Below are 26,046 nucleotides of genomic sequence, written 5' to 3'. Positions count from 1 at the left end.
CCCGACTAACGCACGACCCCCGCTCCTGATAACAGGAACGGGGGTCGTGTACTTTACTGGGAGTCTTTTTCTGCCTCGGTGACCTCTACCCAGTCACTAGCGGCCTTCTCAACCTGCTCGTCGGCATCTGAGTTGCTGGCGGCGTCCTTGTCCTTCGCTCCGGGTAGGGGAGCGACCTGCTGGATCTTATCTGCCAGCTCGTGTAGCTTCTGCCCCTGGGTCTCGGTGAACTCCTGAATCTTCTCAGCCTGCACAGCCTTGAACTGGTCCCATTTCTCGGTCTGCTCGGCACGCAGCTCCTGAACACGCTCAGCGGTATGCGCGGCGGTCTCGGTCACGGTGGACTTGGTGCGGTTGTACATATCTTCAACATAGGAGTTGAAGTCAGCCAGCACCTGCTTGCGGCGCACCTTCATAGAGGGGGTCAGATGCCCCTCGGCCTCGGTGAAGTCCTTATCAAGAATGCGGAACTCGCGGATAGACTCGGCCCTCGACACAAAGGCGTTGGCGTCGTCGATGAACTTCTGGATAGCCTCACGGACGCGGGGGTTGGTGGAGGCCTCCTTGAGGGAGAGGGTGCGGGGCAGCCCGATGCGCTCGAGCTCATCGGGCAGGACGTCTGGGTCCAGGGTAATGAGTGCCGAGATGAAGGGCTTCTCGTCGCCCACCAGCATGGCCTGGGAGACGAAGGGGGACTGGCGCAGGCGGTCTTCGGCGGGTACCGGCATGACGTTCTTACCGCCGGCGGTCACAATGATTTCCTTCTTGCGGCCGGTAATAAAGATTTTGCCGTCATCGTCGATACGGGCCAGGTCGCCGGTGCGGAACCAGCCGTCCTCGGTGAAGGCCGCAGCGTTCTCTTCGGGGTTGTTGAGGTAGCCAGAGATAAGGCCGATGCCCTTGAACTCGAGTTCGCCGTCCTCAGCGATACGGGCAGAGCCACCGGGAATCAGGGTACCCACGTTGCCGATATCAAAGTTGCGGATGCGGCCAACGGCCAGGGGAGCGGTGGTCTCGGTCAGGCCGTAGCCCTCAACGACCTCGATGCCCACAGCGTGGTAGAAGTGGCCGTAGTGGGGGGCCAGGCGTCCGCCGCCGGATACCGCGAAGCGTACCTTGCCGCCCATGGCGTCGCGCAGCTTGGAGTAGACCAGTTTGTCATAGAACCTGTGCTGCAGGGTAAGGGCACGGGTCATCTTGCCCGCAATCTTGGCCTGGGACCACTTGATAGCGACGTCCACTGAGCGCTGGAAGAGCTTGGCGTTGACCTTACCGCCCTTCTCGGCTTTCTTGATAGCCCCCTCGTAGACCTTTTCAAAGACTCGCGGTACAACCAGCAACATGGTGGGCTGGAAGGAGGCCAGGTCGGTGGAGAGGTTCTTGATGTTGGGAGCGTGGCCTACCGTCAGGCCCGCATCGAAGGCCAGCAACTGAATCAGGCGACCCAGCACGTGGGCCAGGGGCAGGAAGAGCAGAGTTGAGTTGGTCTCGTTGGCAATCTCAGGGATGGTGAGCTTGGTATTGGCAGAGAGACGGACGAAGTTACCGTGGGTAATCGGGCAGGCCTTGGGGCGGCCGGTTGTGCCGGAGGTATAGACGATGGTTGCCACGGTATCGAGGTTGGCGAGGGAACGGCGTTCTTCCACGTCCTCGTCAGAGATAGAAGACCCACCGGAGACCAGGGTGGGGAGAATCGAATCGTCGATGACCCAGACGTCCTTGAGGGCCTCAAGGTTCAGCTCGGGGTTCTGCAGGGCGCGGGCCTCAGCGATGACGCCTTCCAGTTTGCTGTTCTCAACGAAGACCGCCTTAGCGCCGGAGTGGGAGAGGGCCCAGGCGGCCTGGGCGGGGGAGGACGTCTCATAGACCGGCACAGAAATAGCGCCCGCATACCAGATGGCGAAGTCAATTAGGGTCCACTCGTAGCGGGTGCGGCTCATAATGCCAACGACGTCACCCGCCCCAATACCTGCGGCCATAAGACCCTTGGCTAGATCAATGACCTGGCGGCGGAAGTCCTTTGCTGTAACGGGCACCCAGTTGCCGGTCGACTTCTGTACCCGGTAGACCAGAGGATTACGGCTGTCCTGAGCGCGGCGTTCCACCATGTCGGTGATGTTGACTGCCGGATCAACAGTAACAATCTGGGGGGAGTGAATTTCTTTCACGGTGTTACCTTGTCTCTAACGGGCCTCGGCGGCGGGGGAGGGCTAAGGTGCGCAGGCAACGATGCCGGGCACGCGGTTCTTCCTGGTCATTTTACAGCCCGCCCCCGGCTAAAACCCCACTTTTTGCGGGTGTGACGCTCTGAGGGGAATAGCTTCACCGCCAGCGTAGTTTACTCATACTGACTAGTTCAGATAAGAAGCTGGGGTGAAGCAGGCTCGCAGCGAAGCTGCTGGCTGCGGGGCTGGCGTGAATCGCTTGTGAGCGTCAGCGAACCAGCGAGAGGGTCGGCAGCGAGCGCGAGCCTGCTTCACCTCGTTGGGGAGGGCTTGTAACTCCTGTTTCTGAGCTGGTCGCACTCGGGCATACAATATGTAGTGGAAAGCCGCTCGCTGACTGCTTTAGCCACGAGACCCCTGACATTGCTCTATCGCAAGGAGAGACACCATGTATATGCAGCTACGCACCGTGCTCAAGCCCTTCTTGCAGCGGGCCTATCACCACGAGGTTGTGGGGGCTGAAAATATCCCGGCAGCAAGCGGCGCTATTTTGGCAAGTAACCACGTGTCTTTTATTGACTCTATTTTCTTGCCTCTTGCGGCACCGCGTCAGGTGTTCTTCTTGGCTAAATCAGATTATTTCACTACGCCCGGAGTTAAGGGGCACCTGATGAAGTGGTTTTTCACCTCGGTGGGTCAGCTACCTATTGACCGCTCCGGTGGCGCTAAATCAGCTGAATCTCTGGCTGCTGCCGTTGCCGCCCTACGAGAGGGAAAGCTGGTGGGGATCTACCCCGAGGGGACCCGTAGCCCCGATGGACGTCTGTACCGCGCCAAAATTGGTGTGGCTCGCCTAGCTCTAGAGGCCGGTGTCCCCATTATCCCCGTTGCCCAGTTTGGTAACGAGGATGTGCAGGTTCCTGGCTCCAACCGCCTGCGCCTGCGGAAGGATGGCAAGCCGATTCGGGTGAAGACCGTCATCGGCGAACCCATTGACGTGGCCCCCTATCTGGGGCGGGACGACGAATGGGCCGCCCAGCGGGAACTGGCAGACCTGGTGATTGATCGGATTAGCCAGATGACCGGCCGCCCCATCACCCCGGTCTATGCGGCCGACGTTAAGAAGCTTATGACGGCTGAAGGAATCAGTGCGGACGAGGCCACCAACCGTCTGCTTGAGACCCGCTCCTAGCTCGTCCGCCCCCGTTCTAAGAGCCGTATGTCACATGGTGGACACAGCTTTGAACCCTACACCTAAGCCCCAATACTTTTGAATAAGAGACAAGAGCCTAACCCTCAGCTAGGCTCTAGCGACCATATACAAAGGAGTCACCCCGTGACCAACCCCGGCGCCGTACCCACCCCGAACGACTTCCCCGAACTCGAAGAGTGGCGCTCCCTGCACATCGATCAGCACCCCCAGTGGGCTGAGCACCCCGACTTCACTGCCGTCATCAACGAACTGAACAGCGTTCCTCCGCTGGTTTTCGCCGGTGAAGTTGACCAGATGCGTGCCGACCTAGCACGCGTTGCAGAAGGTGAAGCCTTCCTGCTTCAGGGCGGCGACTGCGCAGAAACCTTCGCAGGCGCTACCGCCGATAAGATTTCAGGCCGCGTACGCACCCTGCTGCAGATGGCGGTTGTGCTGACCTACGGTGCGTCCATGCCCGTGGTCAAGATGGGCCGTATGGCAGGTCAGTTCTCCAAGCCCCGCTCATCGAACGATGAGACTCGTGACGGCGTCACCCTGCCCTCCTTCCGCGGTGAAATGGTTAACGGTTTTGACTTCACCGAAGAGTCCCGCGTGCACGACCCCAATCGCATGCTCCAGGGTTACCACACCAGTGCAAGCACCCTTAACCTGATTCGTGCCTTTACCAAGGGCGGTTTTGCTGACCTGCGTTCGGTCCACTCCTGGAACAAGGGCTTTACCTCGAACCCCGCCCACGCCCGCTACGAGTCCATCGCCGGCGAAATCGACCGCGCTATCAAGTTCATGGAAGCCTGTGGCACCGACTTCGGCCCCCTGAAGACCACAGATGTCTACACCGGCCACGAGGCCCTGCTTCTGGACTTCGAACGCGCTATGACCCGCGTTGACTCCCGCACCCACCTGCCCTACGACACCTCCGCCCACTTCCTCTGGATCGGTGAGCGTACCCGCGGCCTGGATGATGCCCACGTCAACTTCCTCTCCAAGGTTCGTAACCCCATCGGCGTGAAGCTTGGCCCCACCACGACCGCCGACGATGCCATGGCCCTGATTGACAAGCTGGACCCCAACCGCGAGCCCGGCCGCCTGACCTTCATTACCCGTATGGGTGCCGGCAAGATTCGTGAAAACCTGCCCGCCATCGTTGAGGGCGTGCAGAAGGAAGGCGCCAAGGTCGTGTGGGTTACCGACCCCATGCACGGCAACACCATCTCTGTACCGTCCGGTTACAAGACCCGCCGCTTCGACGACGTCATGAACGAGGTTCAGGGCTTCTTCGAGGTACACGAGGCTCTCGGCACCTTCCCCGGCGGTATCCACGTAGAGATGACCGGTGACGACGTCGCTGAATGCCTGGGCGGTTCTGACCCCATCGAAGAAGCAGCTTTCGCTGACCGTTACGAGACCCTCTGCGACCCCCGACTGAACCACCAGCAGTCCCTGGAAATCGCTTTCCAGGTTGCCGAGTACCTGGCCCGCCGCTAAGTCTAAGGCCTCCAGGGTACAGAGCAAGCCGCCGTCGCCTTCTCTTGAACACAGGTTTCAAGAATAGGGCCACGGCGGCTTTTCTATGCCCGGGTTTTCCCCTTGGGTTCTGTACTGGAGTGAGGGCGCCTGCGCTAGAGAATAAGGCTTGCCAGCCACCAGCCCACAAGACCTGCTGCGACAAAGCCCAACAGAACCAGGGCAAGAATCAGGACTAAAGAAACCGGGGAGAGGGGCGGGCGCCACCTCTCAGCCGGGGTCCGGCGCTGGGCTTCGGTCCACTGGGCGGGGTTGGCGGGGCGCACCGGCGTTGGTTTCGGCGCGGACGCCGGTGCTGCGTCCGCGCGTACACTGCGGTGGGCGGTAGCCCGCTGCCGGTTATACTCTGCAGAAATTGATGGCTGTTCTACTACCGCCGGGTCTTGGGCAGCGTCGTGCTCAGATAGTTGGGCATCGAGGACGGCCTGGGTTTCGGTCTTGGGGCCAACTCCGGGGAACTCTGTGGGGGCATAGATCTCGACGGGGGCGTCCGCGGCTGAACGTACTGCCTGCTCGTGCTCACTGAGCGGGACTGAGTAGCTTCCATCGAGCAGGTCGTCAGCGGCTCCAAAACCGGTGATAGCGGTCTGCTCGTGGCGCACGCGCCCCGACTGCTCAGCAATATCGGTAACATCTTCCCACAGGGTTGTTGGCTGATCCGCCTGACCTAGCCGGTAGTCCTTCTCCTGCTCGCTGGCGCGGGCCTCAATATCGCGCAGGGCCCGGTAGAGCTCAGTGGCGTCTTGGGGGCGGTCGCGGGGGCTACGGCGGGTGCACCAGCTCACCACACCCGCGATGTCGGAAGAGATACCCTCAGCCAGGTGAGCGAGGGAGGGAATATCGGTGTTCATGTTGTGGTAGAGCACCTGCTGGTCGTTATCGGCCCCGGCAAAAGGCATACGGCCGGTGAGCATACGGTACATCATCACGCCCAGGGCAAAGATATCGGCAGACGGGCCCACTGGAGAAGCAACGTCAAGAATCTCGGGAGCCACAAAGGACGGAGTTCCCATGAGCTGGCCGGTTGCGCTCTGATCGGCTCTTCGCGTCAGGCCGAAGTCAGAGAGCTTAACGCCCTCTGTATCGGCCTCTAAGAGAATGTTGGCGGGCTTGATATCGCGGTGAATCAGATGGTGGGCGTGCACCTCAGATAGGCCCTCAACCGCAGGAATCATGATATCGAGCATCTCGCCCACCGAGAGCACCGGTCGTAGCTGCGTCAGCTGCGCCAGGGTACACCCGTGCACGTACTCTAAGACCAGGAACATGACCTGCTGGCCGTGAACTACCTCGGTGCCCTCGTCGATGACGCCTACAACGTTCTCATGCTGAATCTTCTTGAGTGCCGAGCCCTCTCGGAAAAACTTCTGTTGCTGAGCAGGGTCGGTAGAGAGGTGGGGGAGTAGGACCTTGAGAGCCACCGGGTTATCTGACCACAGGTCAACCGCATGGTACACCTCGGCCATACCACCGCGCGCAATCAGGTGGCCCACCTCAAAATGGCCCTTGAATATTTCCCCGGTCAGCCAGGGAGCAGCAGAGAAGTCATCAGTCATCCTCACTATTGTACGGGCAGCTCCTGGGAAGAGACCGAAAACGAAACTCGTCGTGCCCCTGCCGGTACTACCTACCGATTCCCCGGTTTCTGGGGCACAATGGATAGGTGACTGATGAAAAAACTACACCTGAAGTAATTGCTCTGGTTGGCGACTGGCTGACCATCCCCGATATCGCAGAAGCCCTTGACCTCAAGGTCACCCGCGTCCATAATCTGCTGGCTGACGGAACCCTACTGGCCGTGCGCGATCCCGAAACCGGCGTCCGTAAGGTCCCCGCCCTCTTCATGCGCGAAGACCGCGTGCTTGAGCCCCTCAAAGGCACCCTGAGTGTACTGGCTGATGCCGGTTTCACCGCAGAAGAAGCTATTGTTTGGCTCTACACTGCTGACGACACCCTGCCGGGCCGTCCTATCGACGCCCTGATTGACGGTCGCAAGACCGAAATCCGCCGCCGCGCTTCAGCCCTGGCCTGGTAAGGCCTTCAAAGGTTTAGATAGAGAACAGCAGGCTCACACTCCGGTGTGAGCCTGCTGTTCTATTGCCTGATAAATGCTAGCGCTACCCTAGAAGGAGCGGTGCAGGGCCTTGGCTGCAATGGCCCGCAGGGCCTGCTGCACGGATGCTTCGAGGTCGAGGGCTTCAAGGGCGGCTAGGGCCTCGTCCCCCTTGGCTTGAATCATCTCTTCAACGGCCTGGAGGGCTCCGGAGTCTCGCATGAGGCGCTGAAGCTCTTCGATGGTTTCTGCCCCCAGGGTAGGGGAACCCAGGGAGCCTTCGAGGAAGGCTCGCTGGTCGGCGTTACTCTTCATGGCTGTAAAGGCCGTGAGGACGGTGCGCTTGCCCTCGCGCAGGTCATCGCCAGCGGGCTTGCCGGTGGTTTCGGGCTCACCGAAGACCCCCAGCACGTCATCGCGCAGTTGGAAGCCCTCGCCCAGGGGTAGGGCAAAAGCCCGGTAACCGGCAACCAATTCGGAGGTCTCCCCGTGCTTCAGGCCAAGACCCAGGGCCCCGCCCAGGGCAATGGGGTGTTCACAGGAGTATTTAGCAGCCTTGTAACGAATCACGTTCTTGGCCCGCTCAAGGGCAACTTCTGGCTCTTCTTCGGGCACGACTTCGCCCACAATATCGAGATACTGGCCGGCCATGACCTCGGTGCGCATCAGGTCAAAGATAAAGCGGGCTTCGCTGGCGGCGGTGAGCTCAGGAATGGACGAGAACACCATTTCTGACCAGGACAGGCACAGGTCGCCGGCCAAAATTGCGCTTGATACACCGAACGACTCAGCGCTGGTCTTATACCCCAGCTCCCGGTGCATGGCCTCAAACTGGCGGTGCACGCTGGGGGCGCCCCGTCGGGTGTCAGAGGCATCGATAATGTCATCGTGAATCAGGGCAGCGGTCTGGAAGAGCTCGATCGCTACACCCGCCCGAACGATGGACTCGGTCACTCCCGCGCCACCAGCTCCGCGGTAGCCCCAGTAGGCCAAGAGCGCTCGAAGACGTTTACCGCCGGTGGAAAGGGCACGGACGGACTCCAACAGGGGCAGGGTCTCAACCGAGACGGTTGCCATGAGTTCTTGCTGGGTATCAAAAAAGCGGCCCATCTCGGCTTCGAGAGCCTCAAGATAGGCTGCGGATTCCTCGGGGCCGGTAGCGGGGGCTGGCTGGGGGGTCATGACGTCCTTGGGTCTGGGGATAGCTCTGCACACCAGTCTAGTAGATACAGGTCGGCACCTAGTCAAAACTTCCCTGCTCATCTAGGATAGATTAGAACATAGTTTCGATAAACGGGGGTGGGGTAGATGAGCCAGCAGGCTACTCAGGGCGTGCGTGCGGACGCCCCTGCCCGCATCATCATGCACCTCGATATGGACGCCTTCTTCGTCAACGTTGAACTTCTTACACAACCCCAGCTACGCGGGCGTCCGCTCATCGTTGCCCGCAACTCGCCGCGCTCGGTCGTCCTCTCCGCCTCCTACGAAGCCCGCCGCTACGGAGTGCGCTCAGCCATGCCCCTGGCCCGCGCCCGCCAGCTCTGCCCCGCTGCCCTGCTGCTGGAGCCGTCCGCCCACTACCGCAGTTACTCCGCTCAGGTGATGGCTATCTTAGGTACGATTACCGACCGCCTAGAGCAGGTTAGCGTTGATGAAGCCTTCCTTGACCTCACCGGCGCCGTCCGAGCCCAAGGGAGCCCCGTCGATATCGCGCAACAGGCCCGCGACCGCATTAAAACCGAGCTGGGTCTGCCGAGCTCCGTAGGGATTTCATCGAGTAAATTCGTTGCCAAGATGGCGTCCGCCGGTTCTAAGCCCAACGGTCTCTGGGTGGTCCCACCCCAGCGGGTGCAAGAATTCCTGGACCCCCTACCGGTCGGTAATCTCTGGGGCGTCGGGGCTAAAAGCGCTGCCTTCCTCGAAGGACTTGGAATCCATACCGTCGCCCAGTTGCGAGAATACGACCTGCCCTGGCTTCAGGGGCGCTACGGCCAGGCCGCAGGTCTGCACCTCTATGAACTTGCCCGCGGTATTGACCGCCGCGAGGTCACCCCAGAGCGTATCGAAAAATCAATCGGTGCCGAGCACACCTTTACCACCGACCAAACGAGCGCCGAGGCTATCACCGCAGAAATCTACAGCCTCTGTCTCGCCGTTGCTCGAAGACTGCGAGCCGCCGGTCGCCAAACCCGCACCCTCAGCCTCAAAATTCGCTACTCAGATTTCGAAACCCTCACCCGCTCCTGCCCCCTGCCCCTTGCAACCGTATCCGGCCGTATCATGTTTGACGCCGTTATTGCCCACCTCAAACAGTTAGAAGTATTGCAGCCCGATGGCTCATCACACCGGCCGATACGGCTGCTGGGCGTCCGCGCAGAAAAACTTGAAGGGCGGGAAACCGGCGTGCAGATGCAACTCTTCGCCCCAGCTTCACCCGGTGCTACAGGCGGCACGACCTTACCGACCCAAGATACCCTTGCCGAAGAATGGGAAGGAGCCGAAAACGCTATGGACACCATCAACGCCCGCTTCGGTACCCACGGTCTTCTCCCAGCAAGCCTTATCACCTCCGAGGGGCGAAAACGATAGGTAAATTCGAGGTCATTTTCAGGGTGTATCTAGGCTGCACCCAAAAGCTACCGGTAAGATGAGTAGACAACCTAACGCGCGCTCGCTTCCGGTGCTGCTCGCCCCACCTGCGCGTTTAGGCTCACCGCACAAGCTAAGGAGACACCATGGCGCTTTCAGAACGGGAACAGGAACTTCTTGCCCAGCTCGAAAAGCAGCTCAACGAAGACCCCGCCTTTGCGTCAACCATGACCGGCCCCCAGCCCCTTGTGGCTCCGGCTGTCTCGTCATCACCCCGCAACCTGGTGATTGGCGCCCTCGTTGCTGTGGTGGGTCTGGGCATCATCATCGCTGGAGTCTCTACTAAGCTCATCCTGTTGGGCGTACTGGGTTTTGTCGTAGCAGCTGCTGGCGTGTATTTCGCTACGACTGCCCCCAAGGGAAAAGGCGCTAAAGCTGCCGGTGGGGCATCTGCCCGCCCGACTCCCTCAAAAAACAAGGGAAATTCTCGCTTTATGCAGAACCTCGAAAACAAGTGGGATGAGCGCCAAGGCGGCTCTCGCTTCTAGCCCCTCCATAGATTAACGTTTAACCGCCCGGCCTGCACCGGGCGGTTTTTGTATGCCTTCAAAGTTATATATGGGAGGTGCAAATTGGCTGCCCGGTGGGTGCTTCATGAAGCAGAAAATTTTGTAACCATCTCATTCTGTGTGAAAACACTCAAAAACCCGGTAAAAATTCCGTATTTGGTACATTCGGTGGGGCGTAGTGGAGTAAAGTGGAGGGGATAGAACAACACTGATGTAGTTTCCCCGCTTGCTAGGGGAGCACAGGCGACAGGTAGAGGCGGTGGTGCCGTGTTTCTTGGAACTCACACCCCGCGTCTGGACGCCAAGGGGCGCCTGATTCTTCCCGCGAAATTTCGCGAGCAGTTAGAAGCAGGTCTGGTGCTCACCCGCGGGCAGGAACGCTGCCTCTACGTCTTCACCATGACCGAGTTCGAGCGTATTCACGAACAGTTACGCACAGCTCCGCTGTCGTCGAAGCAGGCGCGAGACTACATTCGAGTTTTTCTATCGGGGGCCTCCGACGAGGTACCCGATAAGCAGGGGCGAATCACCATACCTCAAAACCTCAGAGACTACGCTGGGCTGGAAAAAGACCTCACGGTCATCGGCGCAGGCTCACGAGCAGAAATATGGAGCACCGAAGCCTGGGAGGCCTACCTGAAAGAACAGGAAGAAGCCTTCTCAGGCACCGACGATGAGATCCTGCCAGGGCTCATGCTCTAACCCACCCAACTGACAGCGGATCACAAAACCACCAACGCGAGGAGCACCCCTTGACTCAGGTAGAGAACCTCTCACCCGGCAAGGACGCCAAAGACAGGCACGTGCCGGTCATGCTTGACCGTTGCCTCGACCTCCTCGCGCCCGCAATTTCTCGCCCCGGCGCCGTCGTGATTGACGGAACCCTGGGCATGGGCGGTCACTCTGAAGCCATGCTCGAGCGCTTCGAAGACCTCACCCTCATCGGCATTGACCGGGACCTCATGGCTCACAAGCTCGCAGGTGAGCGCCTGGCCCGCTTCGGCGACCGCTTCATCCCTGTGCACGCCGTGTACGACGAAATTCCTCGCGCTATGGCAGAAGCCGGTGTAACCCAGGTTGACGGTGTGCTCTTTGACCTGGGCGTATCGTCCATGCAGCTTGATGAGCGTGAGCGCGGCTTTGCCTATTCCTACGATGCCCCGCTCGATATGCGCATGGATAACACCGAAGAACTCACAGCCGCTATCGTGGTGAATACCTATGATGAGGCTGAGCTGCGCCGCATTATCCGCCAGTGGGGCGAAGAGAAATTTGCCGCCCGCATTGCTTCCCGTATCGTAGCGGCTCGCGCCGAGCGTCCTTTTGAAACTACCGGTCAGCTGGTCAAAGCAATTCAGCAGGCTGTTCCCGTAGCCGCCCAGCGCAAGGGCGGGCACCCCGCCAAGCGTACCTTCCAGGCCTTACGCATCGAGGTCAACCACGAACTCGATGCTCTGGAACGCGCCATCCCTGCAGCAATCGACGCTCTCAACCTGGGCGGACGCTGCGTGGCCATGAGCTACCACAGCCTCGAAGACAAAATCGTTAAACGAGCATTCACTGCTCGGGCAACCTCCAGCACCCCCAAGGGTTTTCCTGTCGAGCTCGAAGAACATAAACCCGAACTCAAAATCATCACCCGCGGTGCTGAACCACCCACCGAGCAGGAGATTGAAGAGAACTCGCGGGCAGCGTCCGCAAAACTGAGGGCAGCAGAAAAAATCAAGACACCAAAGGCAACACGATGAGCGCGGAACCCCGTTTCCCCACCTCAACCGACGACGGCGGGCAGCTGAACAAGCCCCGCCTGTCTGTGGTGCGCGATGAACCCCAAGAAGCAGCCCCCGCCCGCCGTCCTCTCTCACGCTCCCGGGCCCTGCGCGCTACCTCCAACCGCTGGCGTGTCTTCGTGGCCCTGGGCGCCATGCTCGTTGCCCTGCTCACCGTGCTGGTGCTGAGCATCGTCATGGCCTCCCGCCAGTACGACCTGGTTGAGCTACGAGCTCAAGAGCAGGCCCTCATCCAGCAGAATGAGGCCCTGGCCCAGGAAATCGAATTCCACCAGGCCCCCCAGGACCTGGCTATCCGCGCAAGCCAGCTAGGGCTGGTAGCTGCCTCTAGCCAGGCCACCCTTGACCTTCAAACCGGTGAAATTACCGGTACCCCTCTGGCAGCTGTCGAGGGTGAAGCCAACAGCAAGAACCTGATTGCACCCCCTGCCCTGGCCGACACCCAGGCCTACGAAGAGGCCAGCGCCCGGGCCGAGGAACAGCGCAAGAAGGAAGAAGCCGAAGCCAAGGCCTCAGCAGAAGCATCAGCCAGCGCGGCCGCTTCAGCAAGTGCCCAGGCCTCAGCTCCTGCCAGCGCCTCACCCGCGGCCCAGACCTCAGCCCAGCCGTCCGCTGCGGCGAGCGCAGGCGGTCAATAGCAAGCGCGTGATACGGTGCCTGCCCTGGTGGTGGGCACCTGTTCGCCTTATGGGGTAGCGGGGCTAGCGCGCGGCGCGCGGGCCACAGTAAAGAGTGAACCACAGCGGAAGAGAAATAGGGGACGATGAGCGGCACTGAGCAGAATGAACCCGTCCAGGGCATCAAGCGCACCGTAGGGAGGCGTGGCTTTATCGCCGGCACCCTGGGCATCGGTGGCCTGGGCCTGGTGGGCCTGCGTCTTGCCTGGTTGCAAGGCCTTGACCCCAAGGGCCTAGCCGATGCAGCGAAGGCTCAGCGTACCCGTAAGCAGACCATTCCGGCCCTGCGTGGAGAGATTCTCGATATTAACGGCAACGTGCTAGCGCGTAGCGTGCAGCGCTACAATATCACCGTTGATCAGTCTGCCGTGGCTAACTTTAAGCGCTACACCGAAGAAAGCCGTGACCCGGTCGAGGTAACCCCCACCGAGCTGGTGTATGAGCTGGCCGATATTCTTGAAATGAGTGACGCCGATGTGAAAGCGGCGCTCGATGGCGACCTCAAATACAAGATTGTTAAAGAGAACGTCACTCCTGCTATCTACAATAAGGTAGATGCACTGGGTGCCCCCTATATCTACGGTGAGATTCTGTCTGAACGTAAATACCCTAACGGCCAGGTGGGTGGCTCGGTGGTAGGCCGCTTTAGCATCATTGAGGAAGCCGTGGACGGCACCAGCGGCGAAACGCGGCAGGTGAACAACTCGGTGGGCATCGAACGCACCATGGGGGAGCACCTAGCCGGTGTTGACGGTGAGCGTGTTTATGAAATCTCAGCTGACGGTATTCGTATACCTATCGGGGACGAACAGAACACCCCTGCCCAGGACGGTAAGAGTGTGCGGCTGACCATCAATCAGGACGTACAGTATTTTGCGCAGCAGGTGGTTAAAGCCCGTGCTGAGGAACTGAAGGCTGAGTGGGGTACGGCCATTGTGATGGACGTGCGTGACGGCTCGATTCTGGCGCTGGCAGATTCTTCGACGATGGATCCCGGTGCTGAGCGTTTTGAGCTGGCCGATATGAACCCCCGCGCTATTACCCAGGTCATTGAGCCGGGTTCTCCCGAGAAGATTTTGACCATCGCTGCCGTCTTTGAAGAGGGTATCGCTGAACCTGAGACCGTTTACGATGTGCCTGCTGAGCTTGAAATTGATCAGCAGACCATCACCGATCCTTTCGTGCACCCCGCCCAGAAGCGCACTGTTGCCGGTATTATTGCTGACTCGATGAACACCGGTACCGTCATGATGGGTAGCAAGCTCACCAAGGAGCAGCGCTACAACTGGCTTAAGAAGTTTGGCATGGGGGAGTTCACCGGTATTGAGCTAACCGGCGAATCCCAGGGCCTGGTCACCCATTGGAAGGACTGGGATATCCGCCAGCAGTACAATGTGCTTTTTGGCCAGGGCGTGGCCCAGTCAGCCTTGCAGACCTCTATGATTTTTCAAGCTATGGCCAATAAGGGGATTATGCTCAAGCCCCGCATCATTGATGCTGTGATTGATACGGACGGTACCGAAGAAGTCCGCGAGGTCGCTGAAGGTACCCGCATGGTGAGTGAAGAAACCGCCCGGAAGACCCTCCAGGTCATGGAGGCTGTCGTGTACCAGGGTCGTGGTGCGAAAGGTGCCCAGATTAACGGCTACCGGGTCGCCGGTAAGACCGGTACCGCAGAAAACGTGGACGAAGGTTCTAGCACCTATGATGGCTGGAGTACCTCTTTTGTGGGGGTCGCTCCCACCGAGGACCCCCGCTTCCTCGTATCGGTTACTATGCACCGCCCGAAAACCACGGCATCGGCTGTTGGCCTGGCAAATACCACAGCCCAGTTTGCAGAAATTATGGAGAAAACCCTGCACATCTATAATGTGCCCCGCTCCACAACGGAGCCGCAGGAGACCCCTAAATTCGCTGAGGGACATGACGAAAACGGCTAAAGTAGACCCTATTAGCACTCGCGCCACACCGCGCACCTTAACATAGACCGCCCATTGGAGGGAAAGCCCGTGACAGAAAACCGAGCACTTGAGGGCAGCGCCCAGACGCTGCGCCCCCGCCAGGTTACCGAGCGCACCTGCGCTGAGGTTGCCGACTGGCTGGCCGAGGTGGGCCTAGAGGCCCAGCTGGTGCAGGCGTCCGCCCGCTCCATCACGGGTATCACCATGGACTCCCGCGAAGTGCAGCCCGGTGACCTCTATGTTGCCCTGGGCGGAGCAAAGGCCCACGGTGCCTCCTTCCTTCCTGCTGCAATCGAGCTGGGGGCGTCCGCCCTGCTGACCGACGCAGCGGGCCTTGAGATTGTGCGCGAGCTGGGCCTTCCCGACGACCTGGGTGTAGTCACCACCGACCAGGTGCGAGCTGCTGTCGGCCCGCTCTCTGCCCGTATCTATGCCTCCCAGCCCAGTAGCGGGGGAGCGCCCCGCCTCTTTGCGGTGACCGGCACCAACGGCAAGACCACCACCACCTATATGACCAACTCGATCATGCAGGCCCTGGGTCACACTACCGGCCTGATCGGTACCATCGAGATTCTTGCCGGTGGTCAGGCTATTCCCTCTAAGCTCACTACTCCCGAGTCCCCCCACGTGCACTCCCTTATCGCTCTGATGCGTGAGCAGGGTATTACCAGCGCAGCGATGGAGGTGTCATCCCATGCCCTGGATTACCGCCGTGTCGATGGCATCCGATACGACATTGCGGGCTTTACCAACCTCACCCAGGACCACCTAGACCTGCACGGCACCATGGAAAGCTACTTTGATTCCAAGGCCGAGCTCTTCACCCCGGCCCGTACCCGTCGCGCCGTTATCACTGCCGATGACCACTGGGGTCTTGACATGGCAAAGCGCGCGGTTCAGGCTTTGGGGGCCCGCGCTGTGGTTCGCCTCTTTACCAACTTCGGTGCCGGTTACGAGCCGGGGGAGGACGCTCTCACCTCCCTTGCTGCCCAGGACTGGGCCCTGGTGCAGGTAGAGCGCTCCGGTATTGGCCACTCCTTCACTTTGCGCCGGGGCGACGGTTTTGAACTGCCCAGCGCCACCTTGCTTCCAGCTGATTTCAATGTCTCGAACGCTGCGCTGGCCGCCGTGATGGTTTTTGAGAGCGCCCGCGACGGGCTAGAGCGCGAGCGCATCACCGAAGTGCTGGCTCGCACCGAGACCCTGACCCCCGTTGTGCCCGGTCGTATGCAGCTGATTTCCACCGAGCCCACCGCCCTGGTGGACTTCGCCCACAACCCCGATGCCCTGAAACGTGCGCTTGAAGCAATCGAGCCGGCAGATGAGGACGGCAAGATCATTATTGTTTTCGGTGCAACCGGTGAGCGTGACCAGACCAAGCGCCCCTTGATGGGCGAAATCGCCGCCACCTATGCCGATATCGTGGTAGTGACCGACGACGACCCCCATGGCGAAGACCCTGCCCCTATCCGCGAGGCTGTTGAGTCTGGTGCGCTCGCGGCTCTTGAAGCCGGGGCCCGCGCCCAGCGGGTGCTCAACATTGAGCCCCGCGCCGCTGCCATCGATGAAGCTATCGCCCTGGCCGGCCCCAAGGACTCAATTCTGATTGCTGGCCGCGGCCACGAGGTAGCCCAGGACGTTGCCGGTACCGATATCGAGCTTGACGACCGTGTAGAGACCGCTCGCGCCCTGCAGGCTGCCGGTTTCAGCGTGCTCCCGGCCTATCAGAACCGCCAGAAGTAACCTAAAGGTAAACCTATGATTAAACTTTCAGCACTAGAGATTACAGAAGCTGTCAGCGGTACCCTGTTAGGGGTAGACGCTGCCGATTCTGCTGCTCTGACCTGCACTTCTGCTACTACAGACTCCCGCGAAGTTGACGCCGGCTGTCTCTTTATCGCTAAGCCCGGTGAGGTGACAGACGGCCATAACTTCCTGGCTGCAGCCTTCGAGCGGGGGGCTTCTTTGGCTCTTGTTGAACGCGAGGTTCAGGATGCTGACGGCCAGCTATACCCCTCAATTCTGGTCGACGACGTTGTGCTGGCTATGGGACGACTGGCCTCTTACATCGTGGCCCGCCTGCGTGAGCGCGGCGACGTGACGGTTGTGGGTATCACCGGTTCTGCGGGTAAGACCACTACCAAGGACCTACTGGCAGCTATCTTCGGTGCAGAGGGCAAGACCGTGGCCCCCATCGGGTCTTTCAACGGTGAGGTCGGAGTGCCGCTGACCGTCTTCCGGGCCGAGGAAGACACCCGGTACCTGGTCATTGAGATGGGCGCTGACCGGGTGGGTAACATCAAGTACCTGACCGACATGATTTCTCCGGATTTCGGCGTTGTGCTCAAGGTGGGCACCGCCCATGCCGGTGAGTTTGGCGGCGTCGATAACATCGAAGCGACCAAGGGCGAGATGGCCGAGGGCGTCCGCCTGGGACTGGGCCTGAACATCGACGACTACCGGGTGAGGCGCATGCTGAACCGGGCGTCCACCCCCGTCACCTACTTTGGCGTTGAGGGTCGCGAAGCGGAACTAACCCACACCGCTAACCCCGGTGTGGCAGAAAACCGCATGACGGCGTCCAATCTCACCACCACCGATGAAGGCAAACCCGCCTTCACCCTGACCTTCCCCGATGGGCAGGCCTATGAGATTAGCTCCCAGCTCATCGGCGAACACCACGTTTACAACCTGTTGGCGGCAGCTACCGTTGCCTATCAGGTCGGAATCGACCCGGTTCGCATCGCCCAGCAGCTCAACACCGCTGGGGCAGCCTCCAAATGGCGTATGCAGCGTACCGACCGGGCCGACGGAGTGACCGTCATTAACGATGCCTACAACGCTAATCCCGAGTCTATGACCGCTGCCCTGCAAACCCTTGCCCAGCTGGGCCGTCTGCCCTCCACCAATCGCACCTGGGCCGTACTCGGTGCCATGCTGGAACTCGGCGACCAGACCCTGACCGAACACGACCGCATCGGCCAGCTGGCAGTACGTCTCAACATTTCTAAGCTCATCGCCGTAGGCGACATCGCCAAGCCCATCTACAACACCGCCCACCTGGAAGGCTCCTGGGGTAATGAGGCAACCTGGGTTGCCACCACCGAGGAAGCCTTCGAACTCCTGCGCGGTGCCCTAGAGCCGGGTGATATCGTCCTCTTCAAGTCCTCAAACGGGGCTGGCCTGGGCCTTCTCGGTCAAAAAGTTGCTGACTATGAGGGCAAACTCACCCGAGACGAAGGCGATAGTGGGCAATCACAGCCCTGGTTAAGCGCCGGTGACTTCGTCCAGGTACTAAACTCAGACAGTGGCGCCCAGCCAGATGCTGCCGCCAAGACCACAGATAACTCATAACCGGGAAGGCACAGACACCGCATGATTTCCATCCTGTTGGCTGCCGCTTTCGGCTTGATCATCTCGATCACCGGAACCCCGCTCTACACCAAATGGTTGGTGAAGCAGCAGTTCGGCCAGTTCATTCGCGAAGACGGCCCCACCTCACACCAGACCAAGCGGGGCACCCCCACCATGGGCGGTGTCATGATGATGGCAGCAACCGTCCTCGGTTTCTTCCTAGCACTGGGTCTCTCAGCCCTGCTCACCGGTACCACCTTGGCCCCCTCAGCGTCCGTGCTACTCGCTATGTTCCTGATGCTGGGCATGGCGGGCGTTGGCTTCATTGATGACTTCCAGAAGATTTGGAAGAAGCAGAACGAGGGTCTGACTCCCAAGGGTAAGATTGTGCTCCAGGGGCTGATTGGCACCCTCTTTGCTGTGGGTGCCCTGCTGATTAAGGACGAACGCGGCTGGTCACCTGCCTCCTTCAACATCTCCTTCACCCGCGATATCTCCTGGCTCGACCTGGCCTTTGCCGGGCCTGTGCTGGGTATTATCCTCTTCATCATCTGGGCTAACCTGATTGCCACCGCTACAACGAACGCGGTGAACCTCACCGACGGTCTGGATGGCTTGGCCACCGGTGCTGCCATCATGGTCTTTAGCGGTTACCTGCTGATTTCGATGTGGCAGCAGCAGCACCTGTGTGCCCCCGGCTCTCTTGATAACGTCTGCTACGAGGTGCCCGATTCGGGGCAGATGGCGATGCTGGCTGCTTCCCTCATTGGCGCCCTGATCGGCTTCCTCTGGTGGAACACCTCACCGGCCACTATCTTCATGGGCGATACCGGCTCCCTGGGCCTGGGCGGTGCGCTGGCTGCTTTCGCTATCATCACCCGCACCCAGATGCTTCTGCCGATTATCGCAGGCCTCTTCGTGATGATTGCCCTTTCCGTCATTATTCAGGTGGGCTACTTCAAGATGAGCGGTGGTAAGCGTATCTTCCGCATGGCCCCCCTGCAGCATCACTTTGAGCTCAAGGGCTGGACCGAAGTCAACGTAGTCATCCGCTTCTGGATCCTGGCAGGCCTATTTGTAGCAGTGGCCCTGGGCATCTTCTACGGTGACTGGCTACTGAGCAATGGAGGTGTCTTCTAATGAAGGCAAGTAACGCAAATCCCGTCTACGGCTACGAGCGCCTGGAAGCGCTGACCAGCTGGGAATCCGACTGGTCTGGCCTACGCGTGGTCGTTGCAGGCCTGGGTATCTCTGGCTTCTCAGCCGCTGATACCCTGATCGAGCTGGGTGCCCGCGTAGTTGTGGTGGACGGTAACGATAACGAGGTCACCCGCGGTAAGGCTGATACCCTAAAGATCGTGGGTGCGGCCGGTTCGGTACTGGGCGCCGGTGCCATGGACGCCCTGCCCCTGGTCGAGGGGCAGCCTGCTGACCTGGTGGTCACCTCACCCGGCCTTGCTCCCACCATCGGTATTCTGGCCGATGCAGTAGCCCAGAAGATTCAGATTTGGGGCGATGTAGAGCTGGCCTGGCGTCTGCGTCAGCGCGAAGGACGCAAGGTCGCCCCCTGGCTGGCTATTACCGGCACCAACGGCAAGACCACCACCGTGGGTATGACCGAATCTATCCTGCAGACCGCAGGCTACAAGGCCATTGCGGTGGGCAACGTCGGCACCCCCATCCTTGATGCCCTGCGCGACCCCGTCGACTACGACTTTTTCGCTGTTGAGCTCTCTAGCTTCCAGCTGCACTGGACCTACTCCATGTCACCCCTAGCCTCTGTCGTGCTGAACGTGGCAGAAGATCACGTCGACTGGCATGCCGGCTATGACAACTACCTGGCCGATAAATCCCGCATCTACGAGAACACTCAGGTCGCCTGCATCTTCAACGCTAACTACCCCGAAATCGTGCAGATGGTCGAAGAGGCGGACGTCGTCGAGGGCGCTCGCGCCATCGGTTTTTGGGCTGATACTCCCGGTCTTTCCATGCTGGGTGTAATTGACGGCCTGCTCATTGACCGGGCCTTCCTTGACGACCGCCGCAACCAGGCCCTGGAAGTGGCTGAAGTAGCAGATACCGGTCAGCTGCCGACCAAGCACACCGTAGAAAATGCCCTGGTTGCCGCTGCCCTGACTCGGGCAGCCGGTATTGAACCGGAACAGGTCAAGGCAGGCCTGCAGAACTACGAACCCGGTGCCCACCGCATCCAGCTGGTGGCCAACACCCACGGGGTTCTCTGGGTCAACGACTCTAAGGCCACCAACCCCCACGCAGCGAATGCTTCCTTGGCCTCCTTCAACCCCGTGATTTGGGTAGCCGGTGGCCTGTCAAAGGGCGTGACCTACGACGAGCTGGTCGCTGAGCACAAGGATCGCTTGAAGGCCGTGGTCATGATCGGCACCGACACCGCGGCCCTGATATCAGCTTTGGCTGAGCAGGCCCCTGATGTGCCGGTCTACAAGATCAGTGAGAGCTCCCTGCTGGCCGATGCCAGTGATGGACGGGCCGTTATGAAACTGGCGGTTGCCAAGGCCCACGAGATTTCGGAACAGAATGACACCGTGCTCATGGCCCCGGCTGCAGCTTCAATGGACCAGTTCACCTCGTACGCAGAGCGCGGAAACGCCTTCATCGACGCGGTAGCCGACCTGGTCAACCAGATCAATTCCTAGAATCGATCGGTGCGGAGGGCGGGCAATCAGTAGCTACTGGTTCCCACCCTCCCTCACCTTTAACCGCACCTACGGTGGGGCGTCCTCACCCGAGAGAAGAGAAGCGAAAAGACTATGAGCCTGGCAGCAGAACCCCGGTCACAGCAGCGTCCTGGCTTGATCCGGCGTGTGTGGGAGAGGTCCCGGAGCACCTGGGAGAACGCCCAGGTACGTTTGGGGTCTATGGTGTTGACCGACGTACCGATTGTGCTGGTAGTGACCGCCACCGTGCTCACCCTCTTTGGTGTGATGATGGTGCTCTCTGCCTCAAGCGTGGAGCAGATTTCATCGGGCGCAGGTGCCTTCAGCCAGGCCCGCTCCCAGGGTATGTTCGCGGTACTGGGTCTCGTTTCAATGGTGCTCGTGGGTTATCTGGTGCCGGTCACCTGGTACCGACGGCCCTGGGCAGTGCACTCTCTGCTGGGAATCGCAGCCCTGCTGCTCATCGCCGTAATTTTTGTGGGTACCACCGTCAACGGTAACCGTAACTGGATCAACATCGCAGGTTTCTCGATCCAGCCTTCAGAGTTCGCCAAGCCCATCATGATTCTCTGGCTGGCCTCGGTCTACTCCCGTCAGGGGCGCATCGACCGCGGGACCCTGGCCCAGACTGCCTACAAGGGGCTCGTTCCTGCCTTCTTAGGCTTTGGCCTGATTGTCACCCTGATCCTGGCAGGCCACGACGTGGGCACGGTGCTCATCTACGCCCTCTTCTTCAGCGCAATCTTCCTGGCAGCCCGCCCCTCCCGCGGGCTAGTGATGATTAGCGCGGGCCTGGGCACCTTGGCCGCCATCATGATGGTAGCCATCAGCCCCAACCGCATCGAGCGTCTCTTCAACACCTTTGCCTTCTGGCGCGACTGCGTTGAGGCCACCTGCGACCAGGCCAACTCTGGCCTGGCAGCACTCGCTACCGGCGGCTTCTGGGGCGTGGGCCTGGGCCAGTCCCGCCAGAAGTACAACTACCTGCCTGAAGCCCACAACGACTATATTTTCGCGGTGGTCGGTGAAGAACTGGGTCTGATTGGTGCTATCGCTGTGCTGCTGCTCTACGTAGCCCTAATCTACTGCGCTATGCGTATCCTGCTGCGCTCCTCTGACCTCTTTATTCGCTACGCCACCATTGGCATCATCACCTGGATCGCCGGCCAGGCCCTGCTCAACATCGCTATGGTGGTAGGGCTTATGCCCGTCATCGGTGTGCCCCTGCCCTTTATTTCTGCCGGTGGTTCCGCCCTAGTCTCGTCACTGACCGGTATCGGAATTCTTATCGCCTTTGCCCGGCAGACCCCCCTCAACCCGATTGTGGGGGAGCGTACCGGCATTGCCAATAGTAAGATGCAAAAGGACGCCGCCCGCCGCCTTGCTCTGGCCCGTATCGCTGAGCGGGAGCAGGCTATCATCGCAGCTGACCCAGACGGTACCGGCTGGACTCTTGATAAGCTCACCACCCGCCTGGGTGCCCTCGTCGACGGGCGTGGCTCTGCCCAACCTGCGGCGTCCGCCCCTCAACGCGCCCAGGGGAGTGCGCGCACCGTGAGGCCCTCGGCAGCTACCGCGCGTCCGTCCGCCCAGACACTCCGCCGCTCAACCCCGCTGTCAGCTGAAGCTAGTGCTGAGGCGGCGATGGCTCGACGCTCCAGTTCGGCCAGCGGCGCCCGCCCCTCCGCCAGCGTGCAGCAGGCTCACACCCGTACCACAGCGACTCAGTCCCAGCCCCCTGCTCGCCCGGCTGCGCCCAGCACCGCAGCTAAGCCGCAGACCACCGAACCGCAAGCTCCTGCCCCCAAGGAGCAAAAACTGCCCGCTGGCCTGCGCACTATCCGCAAAGCCCGCAAGCTCCCCGAGGAGCACTAAGGGGGTAAGGTGGCTCACGACCAGGGGCCTCAAGATGTACCTGTGGCCCAATCCGCGTAAACTAAGGGTCGAAACAGAACACTAAGGGAGTGAAACCTGATGACCCACGCACCCACTGTCGTGCTGGCAGGCGGAGGCACAGCCGGGCATATCAACCCCATGCTGGCTATCGCCCGAGCCCTCCAGGAGCGCGAGCCTGACGTCACTATCATGACCGTCGGCACCGAAAATAGCATGGAGGCCCGGCTTGTACCGGCAGCGGGCTACGACATCAGCTTCATCCCGAAAGTTCCCTTCCCCCGCCGCCCCAACCTTGACGCCATCAAGTTCCCCGGCCGGTTCCGGGCCTCGCTCAAGCAGGCCGAGAAGATTCTGACCGATACCGGGGCGGACGTCCTGGTGGGCGTGGGTGGTTACGTGTGCACCCCCATGTACCTGGCAGCCCGCAAGCTGGGTGTGCCCGTAGTGATTCACGAGGCCAACGCCAAGCCCGGCCTCGCCAACAAGGTGGGCGCGAAGAAGGCTGCCCTGGTAGCTACCGCCTTCCCCGATACCCCCATCGCCGGTGCTCGCACCGTGGGTATGCCTATGCGCCAGAACATCGCCGACCTCGACCGCGCTTCTGAACAGGGTGCTGCCCGGGAGCGTCTGGGCCTTGACCCGGCCCTGCCCACCCTGGTGGTCACCGGTGGGTCTCTGGGAGCCTTGAGCCTTAACCGGGCAGTTGCCGAAATCATCGACGAGATTGGCCCGGCAGGCTACCAGCTACTGCACATCACTGGCCGTGACAAGGCGGTTAAGGACGAGTCTGGCCAGCTCCGCACAGCTCCCGGCTACCAGCAGGTTGAGTTCATTACCTCTATGGAAGATGTCTACGCAGCTGCTGACCTTATGATTGTGCGCTCTGGTGCGGCAACCGTCAGCGAGGTCGCTGCCGTGGGCCTACCGGCTATCTTTGTTCCCCTACCCATCGGCAACGGCGAACAGGCACTCAACGCCCGTTCCCTGGTGGCTGCCGGGGCAGCCCTGCTGGTTGACGACTCCGATTTCACCGCTAGCTGGTTCCGCCAGAATGTACCGGCCCTGCTAGCAGACACCGATAAACTTACCGACATGGCAGAAAAGTCCTACCGGCACGGCATCCGCGATGCTGCGCAGGTTATGGCAGACGAAGTACTGAAGGCGGCCCGCGTATGAGCACCTCACTAATGGATCTTTCAATAGACCTTCCCGCTCCTCTCAACCCTCCCTTCCCCGAGCGTCCGGCCCTGGCCGACCTGGGCCGGGTGCATTTTGTGGGTATTGGTGGGGCCGGCATGTCGGCTATCGCCCGGCTCATGCTGCGTGCTGGCATGACCGTGAGCGGGTCTGACCAGGCTGAAAGCGCCGCTGTGGATAGCCTGCGAGAGCTGGGCGCCCGGGTATCGGTGCCCCAGGCAGCTGAAAATATTGAGGGTGTCGATACCGTGGTGATATCAACCGCGATTCGCGAAGATAACCCCGAACTCGCTGCTGCCAGGGCCCGCGACCTGCGCGTGCTGCACCGCTCTGAGGCTCTGGCGGCGACCATGCGTGACTCCAAGGTGATTGCGGTTGCCGGTACCCACGGCAAGACCACCACCTCATCCATGATTTCGGTGATGCTAGACGGCCTGGGGCTGGACCCCTCTTTTGCGGTCGGCTCTACCATCGCCGGCTATAACACCAACGCCCACCTGGGGGCGTCCGGCCCGGACTCCTGGTTCGTGGCTGAAGCCGATGAATCCGACGGCTCCTTTGTTCGCTACCGCCCCGAGATTGCGGTTATTACCAACGCTGAGCCCGACCACCTGGACTTCTACGGCACCAACGAGCGGGTCTTCGAGGCCTTCAATCGCTTTATCGCCTCTATGGCGCCCGGCGGTGTCTTCGTGACCTGCTCTGACGACGCCGGTGCAGCCACCCTCGCGGCTCAGGCCGCGGACGCCGGTGTTCAGGTTGTCACTTACGGTGAGGGGGAGGGCGCTATGGTTCGCCTGACCGGTATCACCTCTGAAGGAACCGACTGCTCTTCGAACCTGGTCTGGGACTTCACCGTAGGCGGCCAGCAGTTCGCGGGGCAGATTACCCTGACCCTGCCGGTGCCCGGTATTCATAACCAGCTCAACGCTACGGCGTCCTTTGTCTGTGCCCTGCTAGCAGGTGCCAGCCCCGAAGAGGCCGTTAAGGCGCTGGCCCACTTCTCGGGTACCGACCGCCGCTTTACCCTGCGCGGTGAAGCTGCCGGGGTTAAGGTCTTTGATGACTATGCCCATCACCCCACCGAGGTACACCGTGCCCTGGAAACCGGCCGCACGGTTGCCGCCGGGCACAACCTCTACGTGATTTTCCAGCCCCACCTTTTCTCCCGCACCAAGGAGTTCGCTACCGAGTTCGCTGAGTCGCTGTCTCAGGCTGATCGTAGCTACGTGCTCGATATCTACCCCGCTCGTGAGAAGCCGATGGAGGGCGTAACCAGTCATCTCATCACTGAGGCCGGTTTCTCCGAGGTGCACTACGCTGAGAGCACCGACCAGGCGATTGACGCTGTTGTAGCCGCCGCCCTGCCCGGCGATATCATCATGACGGTTGGTGCCGGTGACGTGACTGCCCTGGGGCGGGTGCTGGTAGAGAAGCTTTCTGCCCGTGAAGGTGCTGCACTCTAGTGGCCGATGAAAAGAAGCCCCGTATTCGCCTGAACTCCGCTAAGGTGAGCCAGCTACCAGAGGCTGGCGATAACCTGGTGGATATCTCTGAAAACAGTCGTTTCGCCCAGTGGCGCCAGGCCCAGGAAGAGGAGCGTCAGAGCGGCCAGAGCGAGCCTCAGAGTCTGCCTTCTGCTCCCGTGCAGTTGCGCCCCAAGCGTCGGGCAGCCGGTAGCTGGAAGAAATGGGCCTACGGGGTAGGCGTCCTGGTGCTCGCTACCCTGATTTTTGTGGGGGTTGTTTTCTTCTCGCCCCTGCTGGCTACCCGGACGATTACGGTCGAAGGCGCTTCTTTGCTGGATGAGGCTTCCGTTCAGCAGCAGCTGAGCCAGCTCCAGGGAGTCCCCATGACCCGTATTAGCGAGTCTGAGGTTGCTTCTCTGATCGGCAACGAGAATGTGCTCTACGGGGTGACCCTGCAGGCGAATCCGCCCCACGAGCTGGTGGTGCAGTTGCATGAGCGGGTGCCCGTGGCTGTGGTGGAGAACGAGGGCAGCTTCGTGCTGGTTGATAACGAGGGAGTGCAGCTGGGCACAGCAGCGTCGGTTGAGGACGCCGGTGTTCCGCTGGTTGCCGGAGGTCTGGATATTCTGGGGTCGGCTGCTTTTAGTACCGTAACCGGTGTGCTGGCGGCTCTGCCGACCTCGATTTTGTCGCAGGTGTCTGAGGCTAAGGCTGATTCGGCATCAACCATTACTTTAGAGATGATTGATGGTACGCAGGTCGTCTGGGGTACTCCGGAAGATAGCGACCTTAAAGCTAAGGTTCTAGTTCAGCTTATGGACTCGGTGGGTAGCCAGCAGGCCGTAGAAACCTACGATGTCTCAAGCCCCCTCGTCCCCACTGTAAAATAGTTT

Annotated in this window: 20 protein-coding genes; 17 read left to right on the top strand and 3 right to left on the bottom strand. The window is 60.5% G+C overall.

Annotated features, from left to right (window positions below; translation table 11 throughout):
• Positions 1-53: 53 nt before the first annotated feature.
• Positions 54-2,168 (bottom strand): AMP-dependent synthetase/ligase, encoded by a 2,115-nt coding sequence (locus tag ACEE43_RS04650; protein ID WP_449107309.1) that lies wholly within the window; start codon positions 2,166-2,168, stop codon positions 54-56.
• A gap of 445 nt (positions 2,169-2,613) precedes the next feature.
• Here ACEE43_RS04650 and ACEE43_RS04645 point away from each other — a divergent pair, with 445 nt between their 5' ends.
• Together ACEE43_RS04645 and ACEE43_RS04640 are read left to right on the top strand one after the other, a co-directional pair.
• Positions 2,614-3,357: a lysophospholipid acyltransferase family protein gene (locus ACEE43_RS04645; protein ID WP_449107310.1), complete on the top strand. Its 744-nt coding sequence runs from the start codon at positions 2,614-2,616 to the stop codon at positions 3,355-3,357.
• 144 nt (positions 3,358-3,501) lie between these two features.
• Positions 3,502-4,863 carry a class II 3-deoxy-7-phosphoheptulonate synthase gene (locus ACEE43_RS04640; protein ID WP_237195290.1) on the top strand — a complete coding sequence of 454 codons (1,362 nt, stop codon included), beginning with the start codon at positions 3,502-3,504 and terminating at the stop codon, positions 4,861-4,863.
• Between the two features lie 134 nt (positions 4,864-4,997).
• Here the strand turns inward: ACEE43_RS04640 and ACEE43_RS04635 are convergent, their stop codons facing one another.
• Positions 4,998-6,458, bottom strand: a complete 1,461-nt coding sequence (locus ACEE43_RS04635; protein ID WP_449107311.1) for a serine/threonine protein kinase — start codon at positions 6,456-6,458, stop codon at positions 4,998-5,000.
• A gap of 107 nt (positions 6,459-6,565) precedes the next feature.
• Here ACEE43_RS04635 and ACEE43_RS04630 point away from each other — a divergent pair, with 107 nt between their 5' ends.
• Positions 6,566-6,937, top strand: coding sequence for an Rv2175c family DNA-binding protein (locus ACEE43_RS04630; RefSeq protein ID WP_185173169.1), 372 nt, complete (start codon positions 6,566-6,568; stop codon positions 6,935-6,937).
• Positions 6,938-7,024: 87 nt separating this feature from the next.
• Here ACEE43_RS04630 and ACEE43_RS04625 read toward each other — a convergent pair whose 3' ends face one another.
• Positions 7,025-8,137, bottom strand: a complete 1,113-nt coding sequence (locus tag ACEE43_RS04625) for a polyprenyl synthetase family protein (RefSeq protein ID WP_449107312.1) — start codon at positions 8,135-8,137, stop codon at positions 7,025-7,027.
• A gap of 126 nt (positions 8,138-8,263) precedes the next feature.
• On the opposite strand from ACEE43_RS04625, the gene dinB reads away from it, so the two are divergent.
• The 14 genes from dinB to ACEE43_RS04555 all read left to right on the top strand — a co-directional run bounded on the left by dinB (position 8,264) and on the right by ACEE43_RS04555 (position 26,043).
• Positions 8,264-9,544 carry a DNA polymerase IV gene (gene dinB, locus ACEE43_RS04620; RefSeq protein ID WP_449107313.1) on the top strand — a complete coding sequence of 427 codons (1,281 nt, stop codon included), beginning with the start codon at positions 8,264-8,266 and terminating at the stop codon, positions 9,542-9,544.
• A gap of 146 nt (positions 9,545-9,690) precedes the next feature.
• The gene (locus ACEE43_RS04615) at positions 9,691-10,092 is read left to right on the top strand and encodes a DUF3040 domain-containing protein (protein ID WP_449107314.1); all 402 of its coding nucleotides are present in this window, start codon (positions 9,691-9,693) and stop codon (positions 10,090-10,092) included.
• 288 nt (positions 10,093-10,380) lie between these two features.
• A complete protein-coding gene (mraZ, locus tag ACEE43_RS04610; protein WP_135011380.1) occupies positions 10,381-10,815 on the top strand; it encodes a division/cell wall cluster transcriptional repressor MraZ in 435 nt (144 codons plus the stop codon).
• A 50-nt stretch (positions 10,816-10,865) separates the two neighbouring features.
• Positions 10,866-11,861 (top strand): 16S rRNA (cytosine(1402)-N(4))-methyltransferase RsmH, encoded by a 996-nt coding sequence (gene rsmH, locus ACEE43_RS04605; protein WP_449107315.1) that lies wholly within the window; start codon positions 10,866-10,868, stop codon positions 11,859-11,861.
• Entirely contained in the window at positions 11,858-12,541 is a 684-nt protein-coding gene (locus ACEE43_RS04600) for a hypothetical protein (RefSeq protein ID WP_449107316.1), read from the top strand. The genes rsmH and ACEE43_RS04600 overlap by 4 nt, the downstream gene beginning before the upstream one ends.
• A 125-nt stretch (positions 12,542-12,666) precedes the next feature.
• Positions 12,667-14,520 (top strand): peptidoglycan D,D-transpeptidase FtsI family protein, encoded by a 1,854-nt coding sequence (locus ACEE43_RS04595; RefSeq protein ID WP_449107317.1) that lies wholly within the window; start codon positions 12,667-12,669, stop codon positions 14,518-14,520.
• 69 nt (positions 14,521-14,589) lie between these two features.
• Positions 14,590-16,284, top strand: coding sequence for a UDP-N-acetylmuramoyl-L-alanyl-D-glutamate--2,6-diaminopimelate ligase (locus ACEE43_RS04590; RefSeq protein WP_449107318.1), 1,695 nt, complete (start codon positions 14,590-14,592; stop codon positions 16,282-16,284).
• Between the two features lie 15 nt (positions 16,285-16,299).
• Positions 16,300-17,895, top strand: a complete 1,596-nt coding sequence (locus ACEE43_RS04585) for a UDP-N-acetylmuramoyl-tripeptide--D-alanyl-D-alanine ligase (RefSeq protein WP_185173162.1) — start codon at positions 16,300-16,302, stop codon at positions 17,893-17,895.
• 21 nt (positions 17,896-17,916) lie between these two features.
• Positions 17,917-19,035 (top strand): phospho-N-acetylmuramoyl-pentapeptide-transferase, encoded by a 1,119-nt coding sequence (gene mraY / locus ACEE43_RS04580; RefSeq protein WP_449107319.1) that lies wholly within the window; start codon positions 17,917-17,919, stop codon positions 19,033-19,035.
• Positions 19,035-20,570: a UDP-N-acetylmuramoyl-L-alanine--D-glutamate ligase gene (murD, locus tag ACEE43_RS04575; protein ID WP_449107320.1), complete on the top strand. Its 1,536-nt coding sequence runs from the start codon at positions 19,035-19,037 to the stop codon at positions 20,568-20,570. Before mraY ends, murD begins: the two co-directional genes overlap by 1 nt.
• 114 nt (positions 20,571-20,684) lie before the next feature.
• The gene (locus tag ACEE43_RS04570; protein WP_449107321.1) at positions 20,685-22,466 is read left to right on the top strand and encodes an FtsW/RodA/SpoVE family cell cycle protein; all 1,782 of its coding nucleotides are present in this window, start codon (positions 20,685-20,687) and stop codon (positions 22,464-22,466) included.
• A 99-nt stretch (positions 22,467-22,565) separates the two neighbouring features.
• Positions 22,566-23,663: an undecaprenyldiphospho-muramoylpentapeptide beta-N-acetylglucosaminyltransferase gene (gene murG / locus ACEE43_RS04565; RefSeq protein WP_377126342.1), complete on the top strand. Its 1,098-nt coding sequence runs from the start codon at positions 22,566-22,568 to the stop codon at positions 23,661-23,663.
• Positions 23,660-25,150 carry a UDP-N-acetylmuramate--L-alanine ligase gene (murC, locus tag ACEE43_RS04560; RefSeq protein WP_449107322.1) on the top strand — a complete coding sequence of 497 codons (1,491 nt, stop codon included), beginning with the start codon at positions 23,660-23,662 and terminating at the stop codon, positions 25,148-25,150. The genes murG and murC overlap by 4 nt, the downstream gene beginning before the upstream one ends.
• Positions 25,150-26,043, top strand: coding sequence for a cell division protein FtsQ/DivIB (locus tag ACEE43_RS04555; protein WP_449107323.1), 894 nt, complete (start codon positions 25,150-25,152; stop codon positions 26,041-26,043). Before murC ends, ACEE43_RS04555 begins: the two co-directional genes overlap by 1 nt.
• The last annotated feature ends 3 nt before the right edge of the window (positions 26,044-26,046 follow it).

The organism is Rothia sp. 11254D007BW, from assembly GCF_053548195.1.
This window is presented reverse-complemented; position numbering and strand designations above follow the sequence as displayed.

Excerpts from the sequence above, each read along its gene's own strand:
- ACEE43_RS04645 (WP_449107310.1), top strand. The coding sequence starts at position 2,614 with ATGTATATGCAGCTACGCACCGTGCTCAAGCCCTTCTTGCAGCGGGCC.
- ACEE43_RS04635 (WP_449107311.1), bottom strand. The coding sequence starts at position 6,458 with ATGACTGATGACTTCTCTGCTGCTCCCTGGCTGACCGGGGAAATATTC.
- ACEE43_RS04625 (WP_449107312.1), bottom strand. The coding sequence starts at position 8,137 with ATGACCCCCCAGCCAGCCCCCGCTACCGGCCCCGAGGAATCCGCAGCC.
- dinB (WP_449107313.1), top strand. The coding sequence starts at position 8,264 with ATGAGCCAGCAGGCTACTCAGGGCGTGCGTGCGGACGCCCCTGCCCGC.
- ACEE43_RS04615 (WP_449107314.1), top strand. The coding sequence starts at position 9,691 with ATGGCGCTTTCAGAACGGGAACAGGAACTTCTTGCCCAGCTCGAAAAG.
- ACEE43_RS04600 (WP_449107316.1), top strand. The coding sequence starts at position 11,858 with ATGAGCGCGGAACCCCGTTTCCCCACCTCAACCGACGACGGCGGGCAG.
- ACEE43_RS04595 (WP_449107317.1), top strand. The coding sequence starts at position 12,667 with ATGAGCGGCACTGAGCAGAATGAACCCGTCCAGGGCATCAAGCGCACC.
- ACEE43_RS04585 (WP_185173162.1), top strand. The coding sequence starts at position 16,300 with ATGATTAAACTTTCAGCACTAGAGATTACAGAAGCTGTCAGCGGTACC.
- mraY (WP_449107319.1), top strand. The coding sequence starts at position 17,917 with ATGATTTCCATCCTGTTGGCTGCCGCTTTCGGCTTGATCATCTCGATC.
- murD (WP_449107320.1), top strand. The coding sequence starts at position 19,035 with ATGAAGGCAAGTAACGCAAATCCCGTCTACGGCTACGAGCGCCTGGAA.
- ACEE43_RS04570 (WP_449107321.1), top strand. The coding sequence starts at position 20,685 with ATGAGCCTGGCAGCAGAACCCCGGTCACAGCAGCGTCCTGGCTTGATC.
- murG (WP_377126342.1), top strand. The coding sequence starts at position 22,566 with ATGACCCACGCACCCACTGTCGTGCTGGCAGGCGGAGGCACAGCCGGG.
- murC (WP_449107322.1), top strand. The coding sequence starts at position 23,660 with ATGAGCACCTCACTAATGGATCTTTCAATAGACCTTCCCGCTCCTCTC.